The organism is Gracilimonas sediminicola (assembly GCF_024320785.1).
GTDB classification, from domain to species: domain Bacteria; phylum Bacteroidota; class Rhodothermia; order Balneolales; family Balneolaceae; genus Gracilimonas; species Gracilimonas sediminicola.
On the sequence record NZ_JANDBC010000001.1, the window covers coordinates 440,982 to 463,972 of the forward strand.

Annotated in this window: 17 protein-coding genes and 1 riboswitch; of the genes, 10 read left to right on the plus strand and 7 right to left on the minus strand. The window is 42.5% G+C overall.

Annotated features, from left to right (window positions below):
• Window positions 1-431: 431 nt before the first annotated feature.
• Window positions 432-2,288, minus strand: a complete 1,857-nt coding sequence (locus tag NM125_RS02140; protein ID WP_255132385.1) for a TonB-dependent receptor plug domain-containing protein — start codon at window positions 2,286-2,288, stop codon at window positions 432-434.
• Between the two features lie 164 nt (window positions 2,289-2,452).
• Window positions 2,453-2,668: riboswitch (cobalamin riboswitch) on the minus strand.
• A gap of 191 nt (window positions 2,669-2,859) precedes the next feature.
• Here NM125_RS02140 and NM125_RS02145 point away from each other — a divergent pair.
• Window positions 2,860-4,530, plus strand: coding sequence for an amidase (locus tag NM125_RS02145; protein WP_255132387.1), 1,671 nt, complete (start codon window positions 2,860-2,862; stop codon window positions 4,528-4,530).
• Window positions 4,531-4,542: 12 nt separating this feature from the next.
• Here NM125_RS02145 and NM125_RS02150 read toward each other — a convergent pair whose 3' ends face one another.
• Genes NM125_RS02150 through NM125_RS02160 form a run of 3 tightly spaced genes read right to left on the minus strand, consistent with a single transcriptional unit; the run spans window position 4,543 to window position 8,231 of the window.
• Complete coding sequence (locus tag NM125_RS02150) at window positions 4,543-5,739, minus strand: hypothetical protein (RefSeq protein WP_255132389.1); 1,197 nt, start codon at window positions 5,737-5,739, stop codon at window positions 4,543-4,545.
• A gap of 11 nt (window positions 5,740-5,750) precedes the next feature.
• Entirely contained in the window at window positions 5,751-7,538 is a 1,788-nt protein-coding gene (locus tag NM125_RS02155) for an adenylate/guanylate cyclase domain-containing protein (protein ID WP_255132391.1), read from the minus strand.
• A 3-nt stretch (window positions 7,539-7,541) separates the two neighbouring features.
• Window positions 7,542-8,231, minus strand: a complete 690-nt coding sequence (locus NM125_RS02160; protein ID WP_255132393.1) for a hypothetical protein — start codon at window positions 8,229-8,231, stop codon at window positions 7,542-7,544.
• 260 nt (window positions 8,232-8,491) lie between these two features.
• Here NM125_RS02160 and NM125_RS02165 point away from each other — a divergent pair, with 260 nt between their 5' ends.
• On the plus strand, window positions 8,492-8,965 hold the full coding sequence (locus NM125_RS02165; protein WP_255132394.1) for a hypothetical protein: 474 nt from the start codon (window positions 8,492-8,494) through the stop codon (window positions 8,963-8,965).
• A gap of 357 nt (window positions 8,966-9,322) precedes the next feature.
• On the opposite strand, the gene NM125_RS02170 is transcribed toward NM125_RS02165, so the two are convergent.
• Complete coding sequence (locus tag NM125_RS02170) at window positions 9,323-11,671, minus strand: PAS domain S-box protein (RefSeq protein WP_255132396.1); 2,349 nt, start codon at window positions 11,669-11,671, stop codon at window positions 9,323-9,325.
• Between the two features lie 146 nt (window positions 11,672-11,817).
• Here NM125_RS02170 and NM125_RS02175 point away from each other — a divergent pair, with 146 nt between their 5' ends.
• The 4 genes from NM125_RS02175 to NM125_RS02190 all read left to right on the plus strand — a co-directional run bounded on the left by NM125_RS02175 (window position 11,818) and on the right by NM125_RS02190 (window position 14,297).
• Window positions 11,818-12,309, plus strand: coding sequence for a VOC family protein (locus tag NM125_RS02175; RefSeq protein ID WP_255132398.1), 492 nt, complete (start codon window positions 11,818-11,820; stop codon window positions 12,307-12,309).
• Between the two features lie 73 nt (window positions 12,310-12,382).
• Entirely contained in the window at window positions 12,383-13,162 is a 780-nt protein-coding gene (locus tag NM125_RS02180; protein WP_255132400.1) for a S1/P1 nuclease, read from the plus strand.
• 393 nt (window positions 13,163-13,555) lie between these two features.
• On the plus strand, window positions 13,556-13,765 hold the full coding sequence (locus NM125_RS02185; protein ID WP_255132402.1) for a cold-shock protein: 210 nt from the start codon (window positions 13,556-13,558) through the stop codon (window positions 13,763-13,765).
• A gap of 133 nt (window positions 13,766-13,898) precedes the next feature.
• Complete coding sequence (locus NM125_RS02190) at window positions 13,899-14,297, plus strand: hypothetical protein (protein WP_255132404.1); 399 nt, start codon at window positions 13,899-13,901, stop codon at window positions 14,295-14,297.
• A gap of 186 nt (window positions 14,298-14,483) precedes the next feature.
• Here NM125_RS02190 and NM125_RS02195 read toward each other — a convergent pair whose 3' ends face one another.
• Together NM125_RS02195 and NM125_RS02200 are read right to left on the minus strand one after the other, a co-directional pair.
• Complete coding sequence (locus NM125_RS02195; RefSeq protein ID WP_284700142.1) at window positions 14,484-16,010, minus strand: S10 family peptidase; 1,527 nt, start codon at window positions 16,008-16,010, stop codon at window positions 14,484-14,486.
• A gap of 82 nt (window positions 16,011-16,092) precedes the next feature.
• Complete coding sequence (locus tag NM125_RS02200; RefSeq protein ID WP_255132408.1) at window positions 16,093-17,427, minus strand: aspartyl protease family protein; 1,335 nt, start codon at window positions 17,425-17,427, stop codon at window positions 16,093-16,095.
• A gap of 382 nt (window positions 17,428-17,809) precedes the next feature.
• On the opposite strand from NM125_RS02200, the gene NM125_RS02205 reads away from it, so the two are divergent.
• From NM125_RS02205 to NM125_RS02220, 4 genes are all read left to right on the plus strand, one after another.
• Window positions 17,810-18,019, plus strand: a complete 210-nt coding sequence (locus tag NM125_RS02205) for a cold-shock protein (protein WP_255132410.1) — start codon at window positions 17,810-17,812, stop codon at window positions 18,017-18,019.
• Window positions 18,020-18,106: 87 nt separating this feature from the next.
• Entirely contained in the window at window positions 18,107-19,306 is a 1,200-nt protein-coding gene (locus tag NM125_RS02210; RefSeq protein ID WP_255132412.1) for a saccharopine dehydrogenase family protein, read from the plus strand.
• Between the two features lie 58 nt (window positions 19,307-19,364).
• The gene (locus NM125_RS02215) at window positions 19,365-20,474 is read left to right on the plus strand and encodes a fatty acid desaturase family protein (protein ID WP_255132414.1); all 1,110 of its coding nucleotides are present in this window, start codon (window positions 19,365-19,367) and stop codon (window positions 20,472-20,474) included.
• 120 nt (window positions 20,475-20,594) lie between these two features.
• Window positions 20,595-22,913 (plus strand): ATP-binding protein, encoded by a 2,319-nt coding sequence (locus NM125_RS02220; protein WP_255132416.1) that lies wholly within the window; start codon window positions 20,595-20,597, stop codon window positions 22,911-22,913.
• Window positions 22,914-22,991 lie beyond the last annotated feature (78 nt).

Below are 22,991 nucleotides of genomic sequence, written 5' to 3' on the forward strand. Positions count from 1 at the left end.
ATCAACTTATAAAAATGAATTTATTATTATACATTTTATTGTATAAATGATTTACTGACTTTGAGGCGTTGCTGAAATTACTTTTAAAATCAGTTTAAAGACGAATATTTTACGGCAAGTAATAGGGTGATTGGAGAAAGTTATCCACATCCTGCTTTTATGGCAAGATCATTAATTCTATTTTTTTATAATTATTATTCGATATATATCAAATAATATTTTGAATAAAAGTGTATAGATTTGTTAAGTGGAAAGACGTCTAATATTACTTACATATTTACCTTTAATGGAAAGTAATATTTGTAAAAACCATGGCGGGCAAATGCTTGAGGGGCATTACCAATTAGAATTGTGAAACAAAGCCGGACGCTGACAAAAACGAATCAACGCCCGGTTTCTTTCAGCTAAATAATTCTTATAAATTCAGAAAATCAGAATAAGAATTTGATTCCTCCTTTGAAGTGAAATCCCGGAGTGTTGAAACCGTACACTTCCGTATAGTCTGCATTCAACAAGTTGTTCAGTGAAGCAAAAACGGTGAGTTGTTTATCCAATAGCTGGTATTGAATATTTGCATTAACCAGTACGTAACTTTCCAGCTCTACTTCTTCAGTGGAAAAGGTATTGGTGTTGAAGTAAAGATCATTTCGCTCACCCACATATTGTCCGCTGAGATTTACACTAAAATCGGAAGTGAGTTGCTGATTCAGGTTCACCCCAAAATTATGATTAGGGCGGCGAATCAGGTTATCCGTTTCTTTCCCGTTTTGAGTGATTGCCCCATCCAGGTAATTATAGAAAACCTCGACCTTCGTTTGGTCCTGCTTATATCCCACAGACAATTCAATACCGGAATCATTCTGCTCGTTCACATTTATGTATCCCTGGTTGCCGCTGTACGAAATCAAATCTTCAATGGTTCTTCGGAAATAGATAGCGGAAGCGGATAATCTTCCATCCAATAATTGCAACTCAACGCCAGTATCTACCGTCAAGCTTTGCTGGGGCTTTAATTCGGTGTTTGCCCCAAACGGACCGAATAATTCATTAAGGGTTGGGGCTTTAAATCCGGAACTTACCGACGCAAGTAACTTAATTTCTTCCGTGATGTTATAAACCGGAGCTACATTAAACGTCCAGTTACTTCCATATTCAGAATGATTGTTCAGCCTGAGCCCAAGCTCACCGTTCAACCCAAATCCTGATCGCAGGAATGCGGTTACATAAGGACTCAAAATCTGAGACCCCTCATCAATTCCTTCCAGCTGAAAATTTAAACTCTGAACATTAAATCCGGCAAGCAGTCTCACTTTTTCAAACTTGTTGTAGATACCGTACAGGTCAGAATTAAATAACGAGGCTTCAGGATTGAATACTCCAAAGCCATCGGTAAATTTTCTTTCAGTTTGAGTGAATGTAGCCGCTTCTTTAATCTCAAAATTATCCGTCTTATAACTGATTCGGGCTCCGGTATTCAGCAGGTCCGATTCATAGCGGTTATCGGCATCCGAAAAAGCACCTGCATCATAATCTCCATCATATTGGGAGTAGTTCAAAAATGGAGTAATGGTCAGGCCCTCTACAGGCTTAACCGAAACCTGGGTGTTGATAGCGTTTCTCTCATACCCATCTTTTGTAAAATCAGCGCCATCCCGGGGTTCTGCTTCTGAAATGCCGTCTGTTTGGGTGCGGGTCAGGTTCACCGTATAGTCAATGATATCCGAACTTCCGCTTGCGCCGAGTTCCCAATCGTAGGTATTAAAAGAACCGTAGGCTGCTTTTCCGTTTACGTTGAAAGTCCCGGTCTCGCTTTTCTTTGTAATGATATTGATCACTCCGGCTATGGCGTCCGAACCGTAGAGTGTACTCATACTTCCCTTCACGATTTCGATGCGTTCCACATTTTCCAAAGGTAAAAGACGCAGATCAAATGCCCCTCCTTCTCCGGATGGATCGGTAACCGGAAAACCGTCAATAAGAATAAGGGTAAATTGTGTAGATGCTCCCCGAAGGTACACCGACTTGTCTTTGCCCGGGCTTGATGCCGCCCCGTTTATAGTGATTCCATTCTGCTGATTCAATAACTCAGAAATGGATAAGCCGGTATGTCGTTCGATTTCTTCCCGTTCAATGACCGTCACAGGTTTTGTTGTTTCCCGCTCGGTAGTGGGGGTTTTGGATGCTGTTACTACTACTTCTCCTAAATCGAGGGTATCAGCAACTTGTGCGTAGGTGTTATTGGAAACCGCCAGTAGAAAAATGATGGTCAGCGTAATTAAATGCTTCATGTATCTTGTATTTATGATTTTGAATTACTTTGGGCGGGTAAAAAACTTCCTTCTGAATGATATACAGTAATCCCTGGAACCGGGAATCAGTGTGGGAAAAACAGAATAAAATTCAGAGCTAAAAGCATGATTGTTCAGCTGCACATCCTTTTACCCGAAAGAGGTGCATCGGTTAAACGATGGCAGGTCTCCTGGCTTCTCCGATTGCAGCGCCTTCCCGTTTCGATTAAGAAACAGTGGCAAAGGTGAGGCTGCACTTCATCCGCCATGGGGCGGATTCGGATTACAGTTGCGGGAACAGCTCTCGTTTCTCACGAGATTCCCTTTTAACTCTGGGTGATGAAACACATACACCCGAGACCATCATTAATTCGCTGCTAAACTAAATACATTTTCATTTAAATCAAACGTAGAATTCTCTAAGTCTCTCAGATGCAATATGATATCACACTGATACATACCTTGTAAAAAGCTGACAATTCTATATATGACATTGACTTAGTCACTGTTTCTCTTCATAATCCCCGTACAGAATATTTGGCTTTAATTACATTCAGAAAAGAAGGACACCATGAAAAAAACGAATAAAATAATGCTCTTCTCCGGAGGCATTATGCTCGGTTTTTTATTCGCATTCACTCTCATGCAACCCCAAAATACTCCCATCACCTCAGCAATGATTCAGGATGCAGCTTCGGTCATCGGCCTTGAGTTTACTCAGACTGAACGGGATTCCATGATTGAATCGCTGGACGATACCCGTGATGACCTTCAAACCATTCGTGACTTTAAGCTAAATAATTCAGTCCCCCCGTCCCTTCAATTCAACCCTATCCCCGTGGGTAAGACTTTTGATTTTCAGCAGAAATCACAAACCTGGGATTTACCAGAAAATGTAGAACTTCCCGAAAACCGAAATAACCTGGCTTTTTATACCATCGGAGAGTTGGCTGCATTGATCAAAGACCGAAAAATTTCATCCGTAGAGCTGACCGAATTTTTCCTGGACCGCATTGAGCAGCATGATGAAAAACTGGAGGCAATTGTCACCGTAACCAGGGAAAGAGCACTTCAACAAGCACAGCAAATGGATGTGGAACTGGAACAGGGAATTTATCGCGGACCTCTGCACGGCATCCCTTATGGAGCCAAAGATTTGCTGGCCGTTGAGGGTTACAAGACCACCTGGGGAGCTATGCCTTTCAAAGATCAGGTGATTGATGAAACAGTCACCGTTATAAAAAAATTAGATGGAGCCGGAGCTGTGCTGATTGCTAAAACTACTTTAGGGGCGCTTGCCTACGGCGATTTATGGTTTGGCGGACGGACCAACAATCCATGGGATCTGGAGCAGGGATCCAGCGGTTCATCTGCCGGTTCAGCATCGGGTACTGCAGCCGGACTTTTCCCATTTGCAATCGGAACCGAAACGCTGGGATCTATTGTGTCACCTTCAACCCGAAATGGTACTACCGGCCTGCGACCAACTTATGGGCGTGTAAGCCGAACGGGAGCTATGGCTTTGAGCTGGAGCATGGATAAAATCGGCCCTATAACCCGAAGCGTAGAAGATGCGGCCCTGGTTTTCAATGCTATTTATGGCCCCGATGGAAGCGATCAGACAATCATCGACCTTCCCTTCAATTATGACGCCGAATTAGATATTAAAACGCTGAAAATCGGCTACCTGAAATCTGCTTTTGAACGTGATTATTGGAATAAGGAACGGGACAGCCTTGTATTGGAAACTTTCAGAAATCTTGGGATTGAACTCATTCCCGTTGAACTGCCTGATTTTGAAATCGGTGCACTCCGCATTATTCTTACCGCTGAAGGTGCTGCCGCTTTCGATCAGCTCACTTTGACCGATCAGGACGATCTCATGAAGTGGCAGGAACCCAATGCCTGGCCCAATACTTTTCGCGCTGCTCATTTTATCCCCGCTACGGAATATATTAATGCTAACCGTGCGCGCTATCAACTGATTCAGAAAATGGATTCCGTGATGCAGCAGGTTGATGTGTATATTTCTCCGGCTTTTGGAGGGGGGAATTTGCTCACTACCAATCTTACCGGACATCCAAGTGTGGTTTTACCCAATGGATTTACCGATGACATGCATCCAACCAGCATCACTTTTGTGGGAGATTTATTTGATGAAGCCACTGTACTGTCGGTTGCTAAAGCTTATCAGGATGTTACCGAACATCACACCAAACACCCTCCGCTTTTTAGTAATTAACCAGAAACAATTCTAAAAGCCGGTACTTAGCTGAATGGCGAATACATTGTCCTGTAACTCGGTTCCTCCGTTTGTAGAATACAGATAGGAAGCTTTCAGAATTACATTGCGCTCGAGCTTCATTCCCACTGTAAACTCAATGCGGTCACGATCATAGGTCCATTTTTCGTAGTTATAGGTAGATTGATTGTTTTTCAGATCTCCTGAAATCAATCGCTCTGCCCTTATCCCAGCGTAAGCTCCGGGGAGGAATGGGAAATCCATTACCAGTTCTGAACTCAGGTGTTGTACCTGAACTTCATCCTCCCACACTAAGGAAACCGAGGTGCCCACAGAATCAAGATACGGTGCTTCCCATTTGCTCCAGTTGTAGGATGCCAAAAAGGTAAAGTAGTGATAGGACAGCTCCATATCTGCACCAAACAGCGTCTGTTTATATCCCGCAAGCTCGTCATCAGTCAGTGAGACATTAATATCATCCCGTTTCATGTAGGAACCATGGCTTAATGAAAGCCCCAGGCTTCCCCAAACCACGGGCTGTAAAACTATCCTCCCTGTAAATGCCGGGCTCGCATGTTCCCCATACTCAAAATGACTTGAAGCGGCTGCTAATGTAGCAGCCAGGTTGTACTTAAGCCAACCTGAATCTCCTAAACGATTTCCTATCATTATTCCCTGGGTGTACATGCGCTGGTACACCATTGTAAGCCCCGTTATGTCTTCCCCGTAATCTACCTGTGAGTATAGCGTGCCACGGATTTTACTGATCGGAAGCCCGGATGCATGAGAAAGCGGAAGATGAACAAAGGGGTTATCGGAGGAAAGTACGCGGTTGGAATAGGCTCCGTATGGAGTCACGAAACGACCCGCCGTCACCATAAAGTCAGACCCCGAGATGGGCAGGTAATTAATATTCATGACCGAAAAGAATGGGGAGCTGAGTTGCTTCCCCTCATAATAATCGGCCTGTAAGGCAGCCGAAACAAACCATTTTTCCGAAATTCCCCCACTAATAAATAGTCGCAGATATGGAGTGTACACGGACCAGTTCTCATTGGGCGTTTGATTTACATACGGAGATGAATCACTTCCACCTTTTCGAATCTCGAAATCTGCCAGTCCACCAATTTGAACCTGCCCCACTGCTGGAACTGCAAAAAAACTGAGCACTGAAACAATGATAAAAGCACAACGTGTTTTGGTATTCATGGCTTGCCTCCCTAATTCTTCGCGATTGACATCATATCCTCGGTTTGCCAGTCTATCTCATAGATTTGAACCGGCTTTTCTATACCCTTCACCTTAATGGTTTCAAGTTCATTAACAGGCACCTTACGTTCCAGATTCAGAAAAACAGATTCTGAAATTAAAATCTGATGCTTCTTGGCTGCCGAACATAACCGGGCTCCCAAATTAACCGTGCTGCCCAATACCGTAAAGTCCATTCTGTTTTCGCTGCCCATGGCCCCCATAACCACTTCACCGCTGTTGAGCCCAATCCCCACCGCCAGATCTTCTTGCTCTTTCTGCAGCAGGGACTTCAGCCTTTGTTGAATTTGAACCGCAGCATTCACAGCCTGTTGCTCCTTATCCTCTCCCTGAAATACCGCTACCAGTTCATCTCCCACAAACTTATCAACGTCGCCACCAAACTTATGCACCAAATCGGCCTGATAGCTCAGTAAATTATTCAGCATGTCAATGACCTGCTCCGGAGTATGATTTTCGCCCCAGGCGGTAAATCCACGAATATCGGAGAAGAGAACCGTAACATCCCTTCGCTCACCACCGGGTTCTATGCGTGAAATATTCTTCTTGATGGCATCAAGGGTGGCCTCGGAAACGAATTTGAGCATCAACAAGCGCTCTCTCAGTCCTTCCACCAGTTCATTAAAGGCCCTTGTCAGTTCCCCGATTTCATCCCGGCTTGTGATCGGTACTTCCTCACTGAAGTCCTCTTTTTCTACACGCTGTACGCCGTCTAACAATAGGTAAATGGGTTTGGTGATTCGGCCTGTTATCCAAATACTGATGACGATAGCACCGGCAACAGCAAATATCCCGATTCCAAATATCAGTAATTGCAGGTTTTGCAGTGGAATGAGTTCCTGCGTCAACGATTTAGCTACGGCGTAGTACCCGTCAATCCCTTTGATGCTGCCGGTGGTTTCAAACATCGGTGCGATATAAATGAGCCAATTTTCTGAGCCTAACGCTACTTCGGTTGAGGTTGCCTGTCCGTTCTTCAGCACCTCAAAAGTTGCGGCGTGTATATTCCTGGAAAGCGTGTTTTTATTGGATGGAGATATTTCTTCGAACGAACCGGCCAACAGCTGATTATCTACATAATACAATACTTCGAGGCCTATGTCTTTGGAAAGCTGCTCAGTTTCCTGCTGCCGGATAGGGAATCCGTACGAAAGCGTACCCTCCAGCTGATTCCCGGACCAAATCGGAATGGTAATTACATTGAAATACCGGTTTCCTTCTTTCCAGATATAGCTTTGCGAAGGCATTTCTCCCTGCAGGGCTGTACTGATTCCTGCCCTGTCTGCAATGGAATACCTCGGAAGCGGTGTGGATGACATTTGCCCCAGGGGTTTGCCTTCCGAGTCGCATATAATTAATAACCCGGCCGAATCCGGATTCATATAGAACTCGCTGGGAACAAGCGAATCCGGGATGATGGGATCGAAATCGAGCAGGAACAGCAGGTCTTCCCGGAGAACGTAATTTACAGTGGCAGTATCACCGGTAGAAATGGCCGCTTTCAGGCTTGGAATATCTGCAAGTAAGATGGCTGTTTGCCGTAACTGGCGAAACCGGACATCCTGAATACGCTCAAATATTCGCCCGGCCTCACTGAAATTGGCATCAATATCCTGACGAATACGGGACTCTAAAATCTGGCTGGAGCTGAACAGTAAAATCAAAACGGTAGTAAGCACCAGGCCAACAAAACCGGTCAGCAGCTTCCACCTCAAACTGAAAAATTGACTTCTGTTCATAGCTTAATTACTAAGCGTTAAGGTTCCCACAGTCGCAGCTTCACCGGAAACAATCTCAACCGGAATAACCCGCTCCTGAAATCCCAGTGCATAAACCTTTAACTGATAATTCCCTGCCTCTACATCTTCAATGGTGAAAGAATCACCGCTTTTAACTTTGGTCCATGTTACCACACGCGGGGGCATCACGTAAATAGTGGCCCGCATATTAGAGTGGATATCACAAAAAACATCTACAGCGCCAGGTGTATCAAACGTTACGTCAAGGTATTCGCCTTTGGGCCTGCGCCCTACATCAAACCTGTTCTTTGGAGAGAGGCTGAATACATTATGATATACCGGATCAGAATTCCGGATTCTTACGGTACCGTTTAGCCGAACGGGTAACACCGAAGGCTGGAATGATAGCCCTTTTTGGTCAAGTATAACCGGCCCACTTTGCTCACTACCTGAATTAGCTTCTGTACTTTCCAGCCAAATGAGAACAGAATCTGTGGATGAGCTTGAAGCGCCTGACGATCGGGAAGGACGGCCATATCTTCCGCCAACTCTAACCGGATTTTCCTTAGCCGCCAGCAGCACAACACCCTCAACGGTACCCAAGTCCGTGCTTTGGCGGGCCATTGTTAAGTCAGGCTGAAGAATCAGAAAGAAGACAACAGCAACAAATAATGGTCCAAAAGTACCCTTCATCGCTTGCATTGTTTAATTAGAATTGAAGTTATTGAATCGATACAACCTGTTTAACCCGATTAATCTACTAAAAATAACCTACTGTTGTAACTGAGGAGTCTGCAATTGTGAATTAATACAATCAAAGCAGTCTGCGACGAATTCACATCCTTACAGTTGTTTATGGGCTTTTTCTTTATTGAAATTTTACGATGGTCATTTAAAAAATTATTTATTATCTATTTACTTATTAAATAAATGGGTTTAAGAAAGGGATAGCAATGACGAAGAAAGAGGTTATCATACGGCCTAAAAAATGGTTACTCCTCTCACTGTACACATTAGGACCGTTATCTATGTTCATTTGTGGGTATGTACTAATACAACTTTTTGTGGTCGGGACCAATGAACCCTTCGCTTTCAAAGTCATCCTCTCTGCCGTTTGTACACTGGCAATAGTTGTAATTGCTATTCAGCTGCCTACCTATCACCGTTTCAATATTGTATTTAACCGGGATGGGATTTTCCAGAATGGCATTATCTCAAAAAAACTTACCTACGATGACATTGAAAAAGTAGTAGTGAGAAGTGCAGGTGTGGAAATTTATGGAGACAACTACTTCAATAACATTACCATTGGTGATCTGTACATCAATTATGAGGAAGCTGCCGAGTTTTTGGCTAACATGGTGAAAGACAGGAAAGATGTTTACATCACCGGGAACCGGACCTATGTACAGGAATTTGCTGGCTGAGACAGGGACATAAAAAAATCGCCCGGAACACTTTTCTATAATCTTTCGGGTTGAAATCTTAAAGAAACAAGGCCGCGGACTTTAATTTCGACCTTTCCATCAATTATACCGTAGTACTTTTGATGACTTTGTTCAACAGTTAATTAGCATAAAACACGGACGACTGTCAACAGAAAAATCACTTATTTTCCCACAACTTTCCCACATAGTTATCCACATTTTTGCACCCAAAACACTTCTGAAAATTCCTAAACCAAACGTAATTAACAGAATAGGGGAATTCACATTTTTAAGGGAATGTGATTGTCAATAAACAGGTCTGTTCGGGGATAGCCTGCCGGACAGTATTGTAGTAAATCAGATAATATCGAGAGAACTGCTTGAACCTTTTTCCATGTCTTTCCTGAATTCAATGCGATAGGTAACCCCGCCTTTTCCATCCATTGTCCATTCGGCCTCAATTTGGCTAAGCAACGATTTAATTAACGTCATTCCCAGTGAGTTAAAGGTTGATAAATCTTCCTCAGTTGAGAACCCGACTCCATCATCTTTGATAGTACTGTAGATAACCCCGTCTCTCTCTTCCAGTTTTACGGTAACCTTACCCTGACTTTTTCCCTTAAAAGCATGCTCCAGTGAGTTTGAGATAATTTCATTCAAAGCAAGGGCAAATGGTATGGCTTGATTGATATTTAGTTCTACATCTTCGATTTCGGTACTGACACTAATCTTGGCGTTTCCAATTTTAATACTGCTTCTGATTTGATCAATTAAATCATCTATGTACTCATGAATAAAGATTCTACTCAGGCTTTCTGACTGATAGAGCTTTTCATGGATCATAGCCATCGTTTGGATGCGCATCTGGCTTTCCTGGATCAGACGGCTAAAGGTTGGGTCAGAGTATTCATGCACCTGCAGCTCCAGCAAACCGGAGATAACGGCAAGATTATTCTTTACCCGGTGATGAATTTCCTGCAGCAGCACTTCTTTCTCGTGAATACTTGCCCGCAGTTCCCCCTCTCTTTTCTTTAAGTCACTTATGTCCTGCCCGGTTCCAATTATAAATGTTTCTCCCCCACGTTCGAACAGAACCGCATTTACATTTCGGGATAATTCATTACCATCTTTAGAAACAGGACTGGTTTCCATGCTTACTTTCCCTTGTTCAAAAAGCTCCTTTAAACTACTACCTAATTGTTGTTCATCATGTGCAGAAAAGTAGTTCAGAATTTTTTGATTTAATATCTCCTCCACCGAGTAGCCAATATCCTGTGCAAGGTTTTTATTTGCCCTCACCAGGTTCAGTTTTTCATCTAACATAAAAAATGTACCCGGCAAGCCATCTATAATTGCATCTGCAAACCTTTTCTCTTCAATCAACTCTCTTTCCATTTCTTTCTGCTTGCTGATATTTAAGCCAACAAGTAAAAATGCTTCCTTTCCATCCATCTCAATGATATTCCCTCGCCAAAAATAAGGGCTAACCATTCCTCTCTTATGTTGCACATTCACTTCCTGCCCGGCCGTATTGTGTGCCAGAATTTCCTTCATGGCCCCTATAAATTGTTTATGATCTTCTTTAGGGACAAAGTCGAATGCAGACATATTCTTGAGTTCATCAGCGGAGTAGCCAGTTAGTTTTTCTCCGGTTTTATTCCAGAGTAGAAGATTCATTTTCCTATCAACTACCGTAAGAATACTTGGCAGGCTATCCAGAATCTGCTGGGTGAAGTTTCTTTGCTGAATCAGTGTTTCTTTCATGGAAATACGTTTGAGAAAGTTCCCAATAATTTCCACCGTGGTTCTCAGCGTCAAAAGCTCATAGTGTTCCCAACTCCGTACCTCACCCAGAGAATCAAACCCTATGAAGCCAAACCAATCATCCCCCTGAAAAACCGGCAATAGTAGTACAGATGAAATTTTCTGGGCTTGCATCAACTCCTTTTCCGGAGAGGGTAATTCTTCTGTAGGTCTATTAACAATCAGGTTCGATTTAAGCCTTTGATAGAAGAAAGGAAACTCTTTGTAGGGTATATTCTGAAGTTCCGGATTATCAATTTCAGGGATCACACCTTCTGCACAAGCTTCAAATTTTTGACTTACAAGAAGTCTCCCTTCCGGCGTAGTTTCATTGGTAAAAAAGTAAACTCTGTCGGAGCCGGTTGTACGTTGCAAAATCTTGAGAACTTCATCAAATACGCTGATCTCTGAAGCATCAACCAACAGATTAGAACACAATGAAAGTGCGTTTTGAAAGCTAAGCCTGTTTCTTAATTCGTTCTCAATTTCCCGCTGAGCTTCTAACTCCGATATTTTCCTGTCTGTTATTTCAAATGAGGTCCCTAATATTGATGATGGCTCTCCTGATTCGTTATACAGTAGTTTAATTTCATCCCGAAGCCAAACTATTCGCCCATCTTTTCTTTTGAACCGATATTCATTAATTGCCGCTCCGCCATGTTCAAGAATATTATGAAAGCTGTCAGATACCCTCTTCCTGTCTTCAGGATGAATACGATTAGCCCATGCGCTTGGGGTTGTTAAAAAATAATCTCTGGTAAAGCCTAATATCTTCTCAACATTTTTACTCACAAATGTTGTGGGATATGCGAAGGAAGGCTTACACTTAAAAACAACAATACTCCCATCTTCAAAAAGCTGCTCAACTTCTGAACTGGTTAGTGTTTTACGATTGTCCTTCATCACTCCTTTTTTATTTTCCCTGAAACCTGCACAAAAATACAAAATTTGACTACTTGAAACTCTGGGGCTGAATATTCTAACACTTCTACTACATTTTAGGCACGTATTCGTATTATCGGATTGAACTATAAAATTATAAACCATATATGGCAGACCCTTACCAAATTCCCTCTAACACCCGCATTGGCCATGTGCACCTGAAAGTATCTGATTTGCAACAGTCTCTGGATTTCTATTGCGGACTGTTAGGATTCGAACTGATAACAACCTATGGAGATCAGGCTGCCTTTATTTCTGCCGGCGGCTATCATCACCACATCGGGTTAAATACATGGCAGAGCAAAGGAGCCCCACCTGCACCAAGAAAAAGTACCGGGCTGTTTCATACGGCCATCCTTTATCCCACCCGAAAAGATCTTGCTGAAATTTTACAGCGGCTTATCGATGCTGATTACCAGCTTTCAGGAGCTTCGGATCATGGAGTTTCAGAAGCATTGTATTTAGATGACCCAGACCAGAATGGTGTAGAACTGTATTGGGACCGACCTGAAAATGAATGGCCCAGAAATGAGGATGGCTCCCTGAATATGTTCACAAAAGTACTTGATCTTCAGGATTTATTAAATGAGCTCGAGTAGAATCAAAAGTTTTTACTGAATCGTAATACTGACGCCCTTATCTTGTAAAAAATTCAAACCAAACTATTTATTAATGAATAAGCTTTTAACTCTTATTTCCATTTTTGCTTTAGGATTCACATCAACAGCGAATGAAGCTTTGCGCTGGGGACAAATCGGCCACCGCACTACCGGCCATGTTGCCGAGCAGTATCTCACCGACAAAGCCGCAGCTGAAGTAGAACGTGTTCTTGGTAATGAGTCCCTTGCAGAAGTAAGCACCTGGATGGATGAAGTCCGCTCGGACGATGCTTACGATTTCATGGCCCCATGGCATTATGTAACCATTCCTGAAGGCGAAACCTATGAAACGGTAGAGAAAGCCGAAGGCGGCGATATCATCTGGGCGTTGGAAAAGGTGGTTAAAGAGCTGAAAGAAGGTAATCTCACCCAAAAACAAGAAGAGGAAAACCTGAAGATATTGGTACATCTTGTGGGTGATTTACACCAGCCGCTGCATGTGGGTAATGGAACCGATCGCGGTGGAAATGATGTAAAATTGCAATGGTTCTGGAGTAACTCTAACCTGCACCGGGTGTGGGACAGTGAAATGATAGATGACAAACAACTCAGCTATACTGAGCTCTCCGATTTCGTGAACCATCCTACCGAAGAGCAAATCAACGAATGGCAGAGTACTTCTATTAGAGACTGGGCATATGAGTCTCAGGATTTACTGCCCCAAGTCTATGATTTCCCGGAAGACAAGGAGCTAAGCTACGAATATTCGTACAAAAATTGGAACACCGTCGAGCAACGCTTAGTAAAAGCAGGTGTTCGAATGGCGGGTTTGATTAACGAAATTTATGAGTGATTGGGTGGAAAAGTGATGAAGTGATAAAGTGATGTGGTGAGCGACTTATATATTTAAGTCACTTAAACTTTGATAGCTTATGGTTATAACGAAAGATCCGGCTTTAGGATTATATTGCCATAAGCGCCCCACTTATCACTTCATCACCTCATCACTCCCCATTCATCACAAAGTGTAAAATCCGAAATGAAGTTTGGTATTGGTCAATATTCAGGGGATCTTTGAGGTACAAATTAAAGGTAACATCGGTATTTATTTATTAGTACAGTATTTATTTCCCTTCTATAGTTTGTATAACTAACACAAAATCTTCACAGCCGATCTTGAAATGAAGTATGCTCATATTGAAGCATATAGTACACTGTGCCTGTGAAACAACACTTATTATATATTATGGAATACGGTAAAATTAAATGGTTTGACGGCCAAAAAGGATTTGGTTTCATTAAACCTGAAAATGGTGAAAAAGATGTCTTTGTTCACCGAAACAACGTCGAGAACCTCGGATTTAACGAGGATATTAACGACGGTGAAGAAGTTGAATTTGCTGTTGAAGAAACAGACAAAGGACTTAGCGCAGTAGATGTATATCTGCTCGAATGATATCCTGATTCAATGAATCTGAATCCCGCATTTAGTTTTAAGTGCGGGATTTTTTATTACCTGCTATTCTTTTCTTGCAACATCTACCCCATCCCGCTACTCTTGTCACTATACTCACCAATGGGGGAAACAAATGATTTTTTTTAAAAAACGACGACATTATAAATACACTTTGGTAGAATCCTATTCCAGAGTTATTGACATCCGCCCGGATGAAAAACTGGGAAATAACTTTCTATATCTCGATACCAACGGACAGCTTTTTATATCAGAAGGATACTCCTGGGATGGCCCAAGCGGACCAACCATCGATACCAAAAATTTCATGCAGGGTTCTTTGGTGCATGATGCTTTATACCAGCTGATCAGGGAACAGTATCTGGACTTTACTTACAGGAAATATGCTGACGAGCTTCTGAAAGAAATGTGTATGGATGACAGCATGTGCTCCATCCGGGCATTTTTTGTGTATTGGGGAGTGAGGTTATTCGGTGCTTCCGCAGCCAAACCGGATACTCTTAAAGCTCCATAAAATAACCTAAAAAAGAGCGCCATTACGAGAAGATCAGGCTTCTTTTATGGGATGAATAATTAATCTAACGAAGCGATCTCCAAATTCAGAATACTAAGTGATTCATGGAGATCGCCGTGTCGAAAACCAACATAGTTTGGCTCAAACTATAATTCTCCTCGCGATGACGATAGGTTTATAACCGGATCAATATCTTGCAGGCATTCCTTCTTCGGGAATGGAATTTTCTATGAATACACGGATGTCTTCATTGGAAGTGGCAAGATCTTCAGCCCGCAAATACATCATATGCCCGCTGCGGTAGCCTTTAAAAGAAAGACGATCTTTGAGTCTTCCGCTTGGATCCATATTCCACATGGTATATTTCGCATCAAAGTAGTTGGTGCCCCCATCGTAATACCCGGATTGTATTAACACATGCAGGAATGGGTTTTCAGCCATCGCTGATCTCAGGTCTTCACCGGTATTATCACCGCTTCGGTCCCATGGATGAACCGGGCCGAATGTCCAGTATTGCAAATCGGTCTCGTATCCAAGCTCATCTCTCAGGTAATGATTGATGGCCGGTGTAAACGCGTGATTCCAGGCCGTCAGCGCCGGGTCATAATCATAGCGTTCTCCCGCATTTTGGCGATCAACACCGCGGTAGCGTGAATCGAGTCGACCAACGGTTAACCCTTGTTCTCTAAGCAACTCTTTCCAGAAGAAGGAGGTTGAAACGCGAAGGTTTCGATCCAAAATAGACTCAACAGAAAGTCCTGAATATTCGGATACCTGTTCAGCGATACGTTGTTTTTCTGAATCCTCTAAAAACCCGCCTTTAGCAAGCGCCGGGATAAATTCATTAATTGCAAATGCCTCCACTTCAGGGAGAATTTCATCCAGATCTTTGCTCTGCAATTCACTTCCCAGGGCATCATGATACCACGCTGTTGCGGCATAATATGGCAAAGCTGTGGCATCTTCTACCGGACCGTCCCGATCTACGCCAAGTCCTGTTGGTGAAACTAAAATCACTCCATTCAGATACATCCAGTAAGATGACTGAAGCTCTTCAGCCAAACCGGAAACCCGGGTAGTACCGTAACTTTCACCAATCAGGTATTTGGGTGAAGGCCAGCGATTCTGACGGTTCACAAATGTATTGATCCAGTCGGCCAGGTACTCAACGTCGGCATTCACTCCAAAAAATTCAGAACGGTCGGTCTCTGAGTCAATAATCCGAGAAAAAGCAACATTTACAGGATTCACAAAAACGATATCGGCAACATCCAGAATCGAATGCGGATTATCTTCTACCCCATAAGGCTGAATGGGAAATCCTTCGTCATCAATTTTAAGTTTCTGTGGGCCCGTGTATCCGATATGCATCCAAACTGAAGCTGAACCCGGCCCCCCGTTAAAAGAAAAAACCAGCGGACGACGCTCTTTATTCTTTACGTCCGAACGTTCGTAGTACGTGTAGAAAAGACTGGCTATCGGTTTGCCCTCCTCATTCCAAACCGGCTGATTTCCAACCGTGGTAGTGTAAGGCACCTTTTTCCCTTTAATGGTAACCTGATGCTCGGAGGTTTTAGACCAATCTACTTTAGAAGTCCGCGTGGCTGGTATTGCCCCGGGCTCCCCACTGATTGACTGGCTAAGGCCGACTTGAGGCACAAGAATTATTGATAAGCTGCAAAGAAACAAAAATACTTTAAATCCTGATTTCATAGCGAAGAAAAATTAAGGTTGAAGAATAATGAGAAGTAGTTACCAATTCTGAAGCTGAATTTCCTGTCAAATTAGGTAAATATTATTCTTTGGGATCTACTTTAAGCTCATTTTCCAGCCTGATTTTGTAGCTTTTGTACAAGGTATCTCTTTGCACACCCACCCTTATTCTGGAACCTTGGTTTTTTTGAAGGATGTTTAAAATATCATTGAGATTCAGCCGGGCAGCAGGTTCTCCGTTAATAAACTTGATAACATCTCCTTTTTGTATTCCCTGCTTTTCAGCGGGTGACCCTTCTCTGACTTCCGATACAACATATAACGGGATATTTGGCACCGGTGTATTCACTTCAATACCGCTTATGTTGTAATAAAAATTATCGCCCAAATCCCTATTTGCTCTTAACAAGATATATTCATCTCGGTAGTGAAATATTACTTTGAAACGACGAAGCACCTCACCTCCCAAACTACCGTTACGGTCACCTAAACCAAGTGCTCGGCGCACAGCAAAACTATCAGGATAAGCAATAACAGGTTCCTCAAAAATGAATTCATCACCTAACTTCATTTTTTGAATTCGACCGAGATACCCGTTCACATTACCACTTAGCCCTACCCCAATCAGCGTGCTTATATTCGATTTGGGGACTACAATTTCCTCATGAGTAATCTTATACAGAGAAAAAGCATTACTTGAACCGGAATCTATTAACAGTCGAAGTGGAGTGTAAGAAATTCCCGGCCTCTGCTTAAAGGCAACATCTATGTAAGGCTTTCTGTCTTCTATATAAATAGGAAGCTTGTGCCATTTCCGATGTTCAGGGAGTTCCTGAAACTTTTCCTCAAATTTTTCAGGGTCATATAAAATAAGTTCCTTACTCAAATAATTTATTTCTACCGCAAATTCCGAGAACAAGTCATATCCTATTAAACCATGAACAAAGGTTCCCATAAAGGATGCAAGCTGAAAAATATCCTCTTTCATAAACAATACTTCAACATTCTCACCTGTCACCCTTCCAATATCAAGGCGATTCTTTTCTGCATAAAAAGCTTCCACAGGTTCTCCCTCTCCCAGACCGGAAAGGGTAACGGTTCTTGAACTTCTCAGGTAGATTTCTTCTCCCTTAGGTAAAGCTGTAATAAGAATATTACCAACACCTGTGTCCACTATCAGTTTTAAAGGAACTGAGCCATTTATACTGGCTTCAATAATGATGAGATTATTCACCAGTTCGAATGGAATAACAACCGGTCGGTCTGCACGGCCATTGATGGTAAAAGCAGCTTTCCTTGGCTCAAAAGAGGTAGAATCTTGTGCAAAAACCTGTTTCGTCTCCGCCAACTGAATAAATAAAACCACCCATATTGAGGCCACTATTACCCGATATCTACCACCTTTAAATAATGCCAACAATTGATTCACTCTTTCCTCAATTAGGTTCCTTCCAACACCAAGATATGCTTCAAGGCTATGTTAACGATGCTCTTCTACTTGTTTTATAAAGAAGAGATTCAGTTTTTAGTATCTGATTCTAATTATAAACAAACAATACATTTTTTCCTGATAGACATATCCGCCAAATAAACAGGGCATTATTTGGTATTAATTGTAATAAAGAAGATATTAGTGCTGATGCAAATGTATGGTAAGAATCAGTATTAGTAATTTAGTTTAGTATTTGTTTCCCCTCTATAGTTTGTACAACTAACAATAAATTATGCAGCCGCACTTTTATTCATTTCAATTCTTGAACTAATTAAAGTCTGCTGCACTCATTACAACACAACACATTATGGAATACGGTAAAATTAAATGGTTTGATGCTCAAAAAGGTTTTGGTTTCATCGAACCTGAAAATGGTGGAAAAGATATTTTTGTACACCGCAACAACATTCAAAACCTTGGATTTGAAGAGGGGCTTGCTGACGGTGAAGAAGTAGAATTTGAAGTCGAAGAAACTCCTAAAGGCCTTAGCGCTGTTGAAGTTTCAAGAGTCGGATAATTCTATCCTTTGATACTTTAGATAAACCCCTCACTTACCCAAGTGAGGGGTTTTTTTATACCTGTTATTTTCTACAATTTATGCATTATGCCTGATACATCTTTTGATCTCATCCTTATTGGAGCTACCGGGTTTACCGGAAGGCGAGCAGCCCGTTACCTTAAAAAACATGCCCCTGAAGATTTCAACTGGGGAATAGCCGCCCGAAATCCGGATAAAGTTTCTGCACTTGCTAAAAAACTGGACCTCCCTGAAAACCAATGCTTTATTGTTAACAACTTAGACAAAGAGCGGGTCGAAGAAGTCGTCCAAAAAACAAAGATCGTCATAACTACGGCCGGTCCGTTTTCTCTGTATGGGGAAAACGTAATTGCAGCCTGCGCCAAATTCGGTACTCACTACCTGGATATCACGGGTGAAGTCGGCTTCATAAAACAGATGGCTGATACATATGGAGAAATGGCCAGGGAATCGGGAGCCCTTCTGATTCCTTTTTCCGGATTTGATTCCGTACCGGCCGATATTGCCGCTTTTCTGCTTCAAAATGAGTTTGACCAACCGGAAAAGCTGAGCATCAACAGTTATTACTCAATCAGTGGGGGATTTAACGGCGGCACTATCGCTACCATGCTGAATAAGTTTGAGACCGGTGAATATAAAAAGATGAATACCCCCACCCTGTTGCTTAGCCAAAACACTGAACAGAACATTCACAAACCCGAAGATGCACAGTTTTTTGGTTTCAACTCAGCAATCAGCCGATGGTCTGCACCGTTCATTATGGGGGCCATCAATTCCAAAGTAGTGTATAAAACAGCAGAGCTGATGAAAGAGCAAGGTGCTCCATATGCGGAGAGCATTTCCTATAGCGAACATTCATCCCTGGGGCAATGGTTTAATCCTGTTCCTTTTTTTGTGGTATCAATTATTGTGCTTTCTATTACCCTCTTAGGGCCTTTTGAGTTGTTCAGAAATCTGCTTCGAAAAATAATGCCGGCACCGGGCGAAGGTCCTTCTGAAGAACAAATCGAGAATGGCTACTTTAAATTGCTGGCTGTTGCAGAAGACCAAGATGGACAAAAAGCTTCACTGAATATGAGTTACCCCGGCGACCCCGGTAATAAATCGACGGTGTTCTTTTTATGTGAATCGGCTTTATGTTTGGCCAAAAACACCGATAAGCTAAAGACAAAATCAGGATTTAAAACTCCCGTTTCAGCATTGGGTGAATTACTGGTTCAGCGACTTTCCACACGCGGGTTGAAGATAATATCCGGCAATAAGTGATTTTGATCCAATTATACGTATTTTGGTGAATGGCAATGATTAACAAACCAATGGCTTTGTGAGTGTAGAAAAAGTTACGTTCAACAATAAAATAGACAAAGAATTCAGCCGTACGGTAAAAAAGCGGGTGGATCAATACTTTAAAGAGAACAACTTATCTCAACATGCGAATGCGTCTATGGTGATCAAAACCGTTGCGCTGCTTTCTCTTTATTTTGGAGCATATGCCCTCCTCATTTCAGGACAATTCTCGCTTGGGTTTATGTGGGTTATGTGTATTGCCATGGGCGTGGGCATGGCCGGTATTGGATTTTCCGTAGCTCATGATGCCCTTCACGGAGCTTATTCATCCAACAGAACCATCAATTATCTACTGGGACTTACTTTTGACCTGATGGGCGCCAACGGGTACATCTGGAAGATCACCCACAATATCATTCACCATACCTATACTAACATTCACGGACACGATGAAGATCTTGAAGTAGCCGCCTTCATTCGGCTTTCCCCGCATTCTGAGCATAAGCCTGTTCATCGGCTTCAGCATATTCTGGCTTTTTTCGCCTACAGTTTTGCCACATTTTTCTGGGTTTTTGTAAAAGATTACTGGTATTTCTTTAAAAGTCCGCTGGGCCCTTACGAAAACAAACAGCACCCGATTTCTGAATGGGTCACCTTGATAGTAACAAAAATTTTGTACTACGGCTATACCATAGCTTTACCATTGCTGTTATTGGATATTACTTGGTACCACTGGTTAATCGGGTTTATGAGTCTGCACCTCACCGCCGGATTTATCTTGGGTGTCATTTTCCAGCTTGCGCATGTGGTGGAAGAAACCATGCACCCCGAGCCCAATGAAGACAACGTAATTGAAAACCACTGGGCTATCCATGAAATGATTACTACCAATAACTTTGCCCGTGAGAACAAACCACTATCCTGGTTTATAGGAGGATTGAATTTCCAGATTGAGCACCATCTTTTCCCAAAGGTATGCAGCATCCACTACCCTCAGATTAGTTATATCGTAGAGGATACAGCCAAAGAATTCGGCATTCCTTACAATCACCATCCTACTTTTCGCCAGGCTGTGGCTTCTCATTACCGTACGTTGAAAAAATTCGGAGACCCCGGTTTTGAATGGCAGCCAACCACAGCCGTTTAAGTTCTAATATTAAAAAGACTTTCATTTGCATACATTCTGACTGAATAATACGTCGGGTTAGTAATGCAACAAAGACACAAGCTTTATTACAGCATAGCCTGTATTTGGAGTCTGATATTATTGAGTAGTACACCATCCATCAGCCAGCCCCTGGCTGTAAAAGGGGTGATTGATTTATCCGACATTGATTTCCAGCAACAGAAGGTTGTTGAATTAGATGGTGAGTGGTTTTTTTACTGGCGTGATCTTATCCCTCCTGATCAGATTAACACAGACTCTGCCGCACCTCTTGTAGATTTTCCCCATTTATGGAATGAGGACCCTGAGCTTTCCTCTTACGGATATGCAACCTATGCGGTCCGGATCATTAAACCGAATGATCACCCTTCGCTGGCCATCAGCATACCTGATCTTTACACCGCTTATACTTTATATATCAATGGCGAGGAGATTTCCCAAAACGGACAGGTAGCAACTAACCGGGAAGCCTACACTCCTTTTTGGCTGCCCCGTACCGTATCCATAGACCATCTTCAGTCAGACACACTTCAGGTAGTTCTGCATGTGTCCAACTTCAGGCACAGCAAAGGTGGAATTCGATTACCCATTAAACTGGGAATGGAAGAATTTCTTGAGCGCGAACGCACTATTGAAATAGGCTATACCCTTCTTTTAACCGGTTGCCTTTTTATGATCGGCCTGTTCTTTATGGGTCTTTATCTATTCGGCCGCCACGAACTGCCCATGTTCTATTTCGCCTTTGTCTGTTTCTTATTCAGTTACCGAATTTTTGGAACCGGGCTTTATCCCTTGCATTACCTCTTCCCTGACCTCCCATGGATACTTACTATAAAGGCAGAGTACTTTTCATTGTATTTTACAGCGGCCTTGTTTTGCATTTTTGTCCATAAATTATACCCTCAGGAAGCTTCGAGGACGTTTATCTATGTTTTTACGGGAATTTTCGGGGCCTTCTCTTTTGTGACTATTTTCTTCCCTCCATTTTATTTCACCGCCATACTTAACCTGTTTTTTGCATCTATTCCGGTAGCACTGGCTTACATTACCTGGGTTTACATTAAAGCAGCATTTAAGAAAAGAGAGGGGGCCTGGTTTGCCCTTGCCAGTGTAGTCATAGTGTTTACTGTTTTCATGCACAACCTATTGGAGTATCTGACCATCCTTCAAGAAAGCCTGTTGCTGAATTTTGTCGGATTTTTCTCCTTCTTCTTTTTGCAATCTCTGATTCTTTCCTACCGGTTCACAAATTCCCTAAGCCGTGCGAGGATAAAAGCCGAAGAAGCTGCCAGAGCAAAAAGTCAGTTTCTATCTACGATGAGTCATGAAATCAGAACGCCGCTTAATGCCGTAATCGGCCTTTCTGACTTGCTCCTTGAATCAAAATCGGAACAGGAAAAGCAAGAATTTGCCCAAAACATCAAACAAAGTGGGGAAAACCTGCTCGAAATCATTAATAACATTCTGGATTACTCTAAGCTTGAATCTGCCGGCATAAAATCTGATTTCCAACCCGTTAACCTCCGCAAGGCTACCGGTGAAATTCTGAACATGCTCTCGCCACTTTCTTCCGGAAAGAATCTTCCGGTTTCTCTGGAAATTAGTGAAGACCTCCCCGCCTGGGTTTTAACGGATCAAACGCAGCTCAAACAAATCCTGATTAACCTGATCGGAAATGCTATTAAGTTCACTTCCGAAGGCAAGATTTCGATTCTTATTCGCCCCATGGAATCTTCGCAAAAACATGGCAATCTGTTGTTCAAAATATCAGATACAGGTACCGGCATCTCTAAAAAGGATGCCCATCGGCTTTTCAGAAGCTTTACGCAGGTAGATTCCAGCCGTACCAGGAAGCACGGAGGAACCGGATTGGGACTGGTAATCAGTAAAAAATTGGTAGAAGCATTGGGCGGCGATATCTGGTTTGAGAGTGAAGCCGGTAAAGGAACCACCTTTTACTTTACCATCGAAGCTAAAGAAACCAAGCCACCGAAGCATGATCAGCAAGAAGACGTAATCAAATCAGCCGATCAAAATAAAGAGACCGATTTAACTGAGCTCAGAATATTAGTGGTTGAAGATAATTTGATGAATCAAAAAGTTGTTACCAGCATCCTGAATAAAAGTGATCTACACCCAGACATTGCAACCAACGGTAAAGAGGCGTTAGAACTGCTCAACACCAAAAGCTATGACCTGGTATTCATGGACATGGAAATGCCCGTAATGGATGGTATTGAAGCTACTTTGCAAATAAGAGAAACCCTGCCTCAAAGGAATCAACCGATTATTATAGCCATGACGGCAAATGCGTTCTTCGAAGATCGTGAACGATGCCTCAAAGCCGGTATGAACGACTTTATATCTAAACCCATATCTAAGAATATGGTAGATGCATCGCTGAGAAAATGGTTTTCATGATTTTACAGAGCTTTACGCTGATGTATCATTTTTTTTCAAATAGAGATCAAAAGGTTGCTTAAAATTGAACGTAATTTA

What these genes read in the sequence shown, in the direction of transcription:
- NM125_RS02180 (WP_255132400.1), top strand. Translation starts at nt 12,383, where the DNA reads ATGAATAAGCTTTTAACTCTTATTTCCATTTTTGCTTTAGGATTCACA.
- NM125_RS02155 (WP_255132391.1), bottom strand. Translation starts at nt 7,538, where the DNA reads ATGAACAGAAGTCAATTTTTCAGTTTGAGGTGGAAGCTGCTGACCGGT.
- NM125_RS02185 (WP_255132402.1), top strand. Translation starts at nt 13,556, where the DNA reads ATGGAATACGGTAAAATTAAATGGTTTGACGGCCAAAAAGGATTTGGT.
- NM125_RS02150 (WP_255132389.1), bottom strand. Translation starts at nt 5,739, where the DNA reads ATGAATACCAAAACACGTTGTGCTTTTATCATTGTTTCAGTGCTCAGT.
- NM125_RS02165 (WP_255132394.1), top strand. Translation starts at nt 8,492, where the DNA reads ATGACGAAGAAAGAGGTTATCATACGGCCTAAAAAATGGTTACTCCTC.
- NM125_RS02145 (WP_255132387.1), top strand. Translation starts at nt 2,860, where the DNA reads ATGAAAAAAACGAATAAAATAATGCTCTTCTCCGGAGGCATTATGCTC.
- NM125_RS02195 (WP_284700142.1), bottom strand. Translation starts at nt 16,010, where the DNA reads ATGAAATCAGGATTTAAAGTATTTTTGTTTCTTTGCAGCTTATCAATA.
- NM125_RS02175 (WP_255132398.1), top strand. Translation starts at nt 11,818, where the DNA reads ATGGCAGACCCTTACCAAATTCCCTCTAACACCCGCATTGGCCATGTG.
- NM125_RS02170 (WP_255132396.1), bottom strand. Translation starts at nt 11,671, where the DNA reads ATGAAGGACAATCGTAAAACACTAACCAGTTCAGAAGTTGAGCAGCTT.
- NM125_RS02140 (WP_255132385.1), bottom strand. Translation starts at nt 2,288, where the DNA reads ATGAAGCATTTAATTACGCTGACCATCATTTTTCTACTGGCGGTTTCC.
- NM125_RS02190 (WP_255132404.1), top strand. Translation starts at nt 13,899, where the DNA reads ATGATTTTTTTTAAAAAACGACGACATTATAAATACACTTTGGTAGAA.
- NM125_RS02160 (WP_255132393.1), bottom strand. Translation starts at nt 8,231, where the DNA reads ATGAAGGGTACTTTTGGACCATTATTTGTTGCTGTTGTCTTCTTTCTG.
- NM125_RS02205 (WP_255132410.1), top strand. Translation starts at nt 17,810, where the DNA reads ATGGAATACGGTAAAATTAAATGGTTTGATGCTCAAAAAGGTTTTGGT.
- NM125_RS02210 (WP_255132412.1), top strand. Translation starts at nt 18,107, where the DNA reads ATGCCTGATACATCTTTTGATCTCATCCTTATTGGAGCTACCGGGTTT.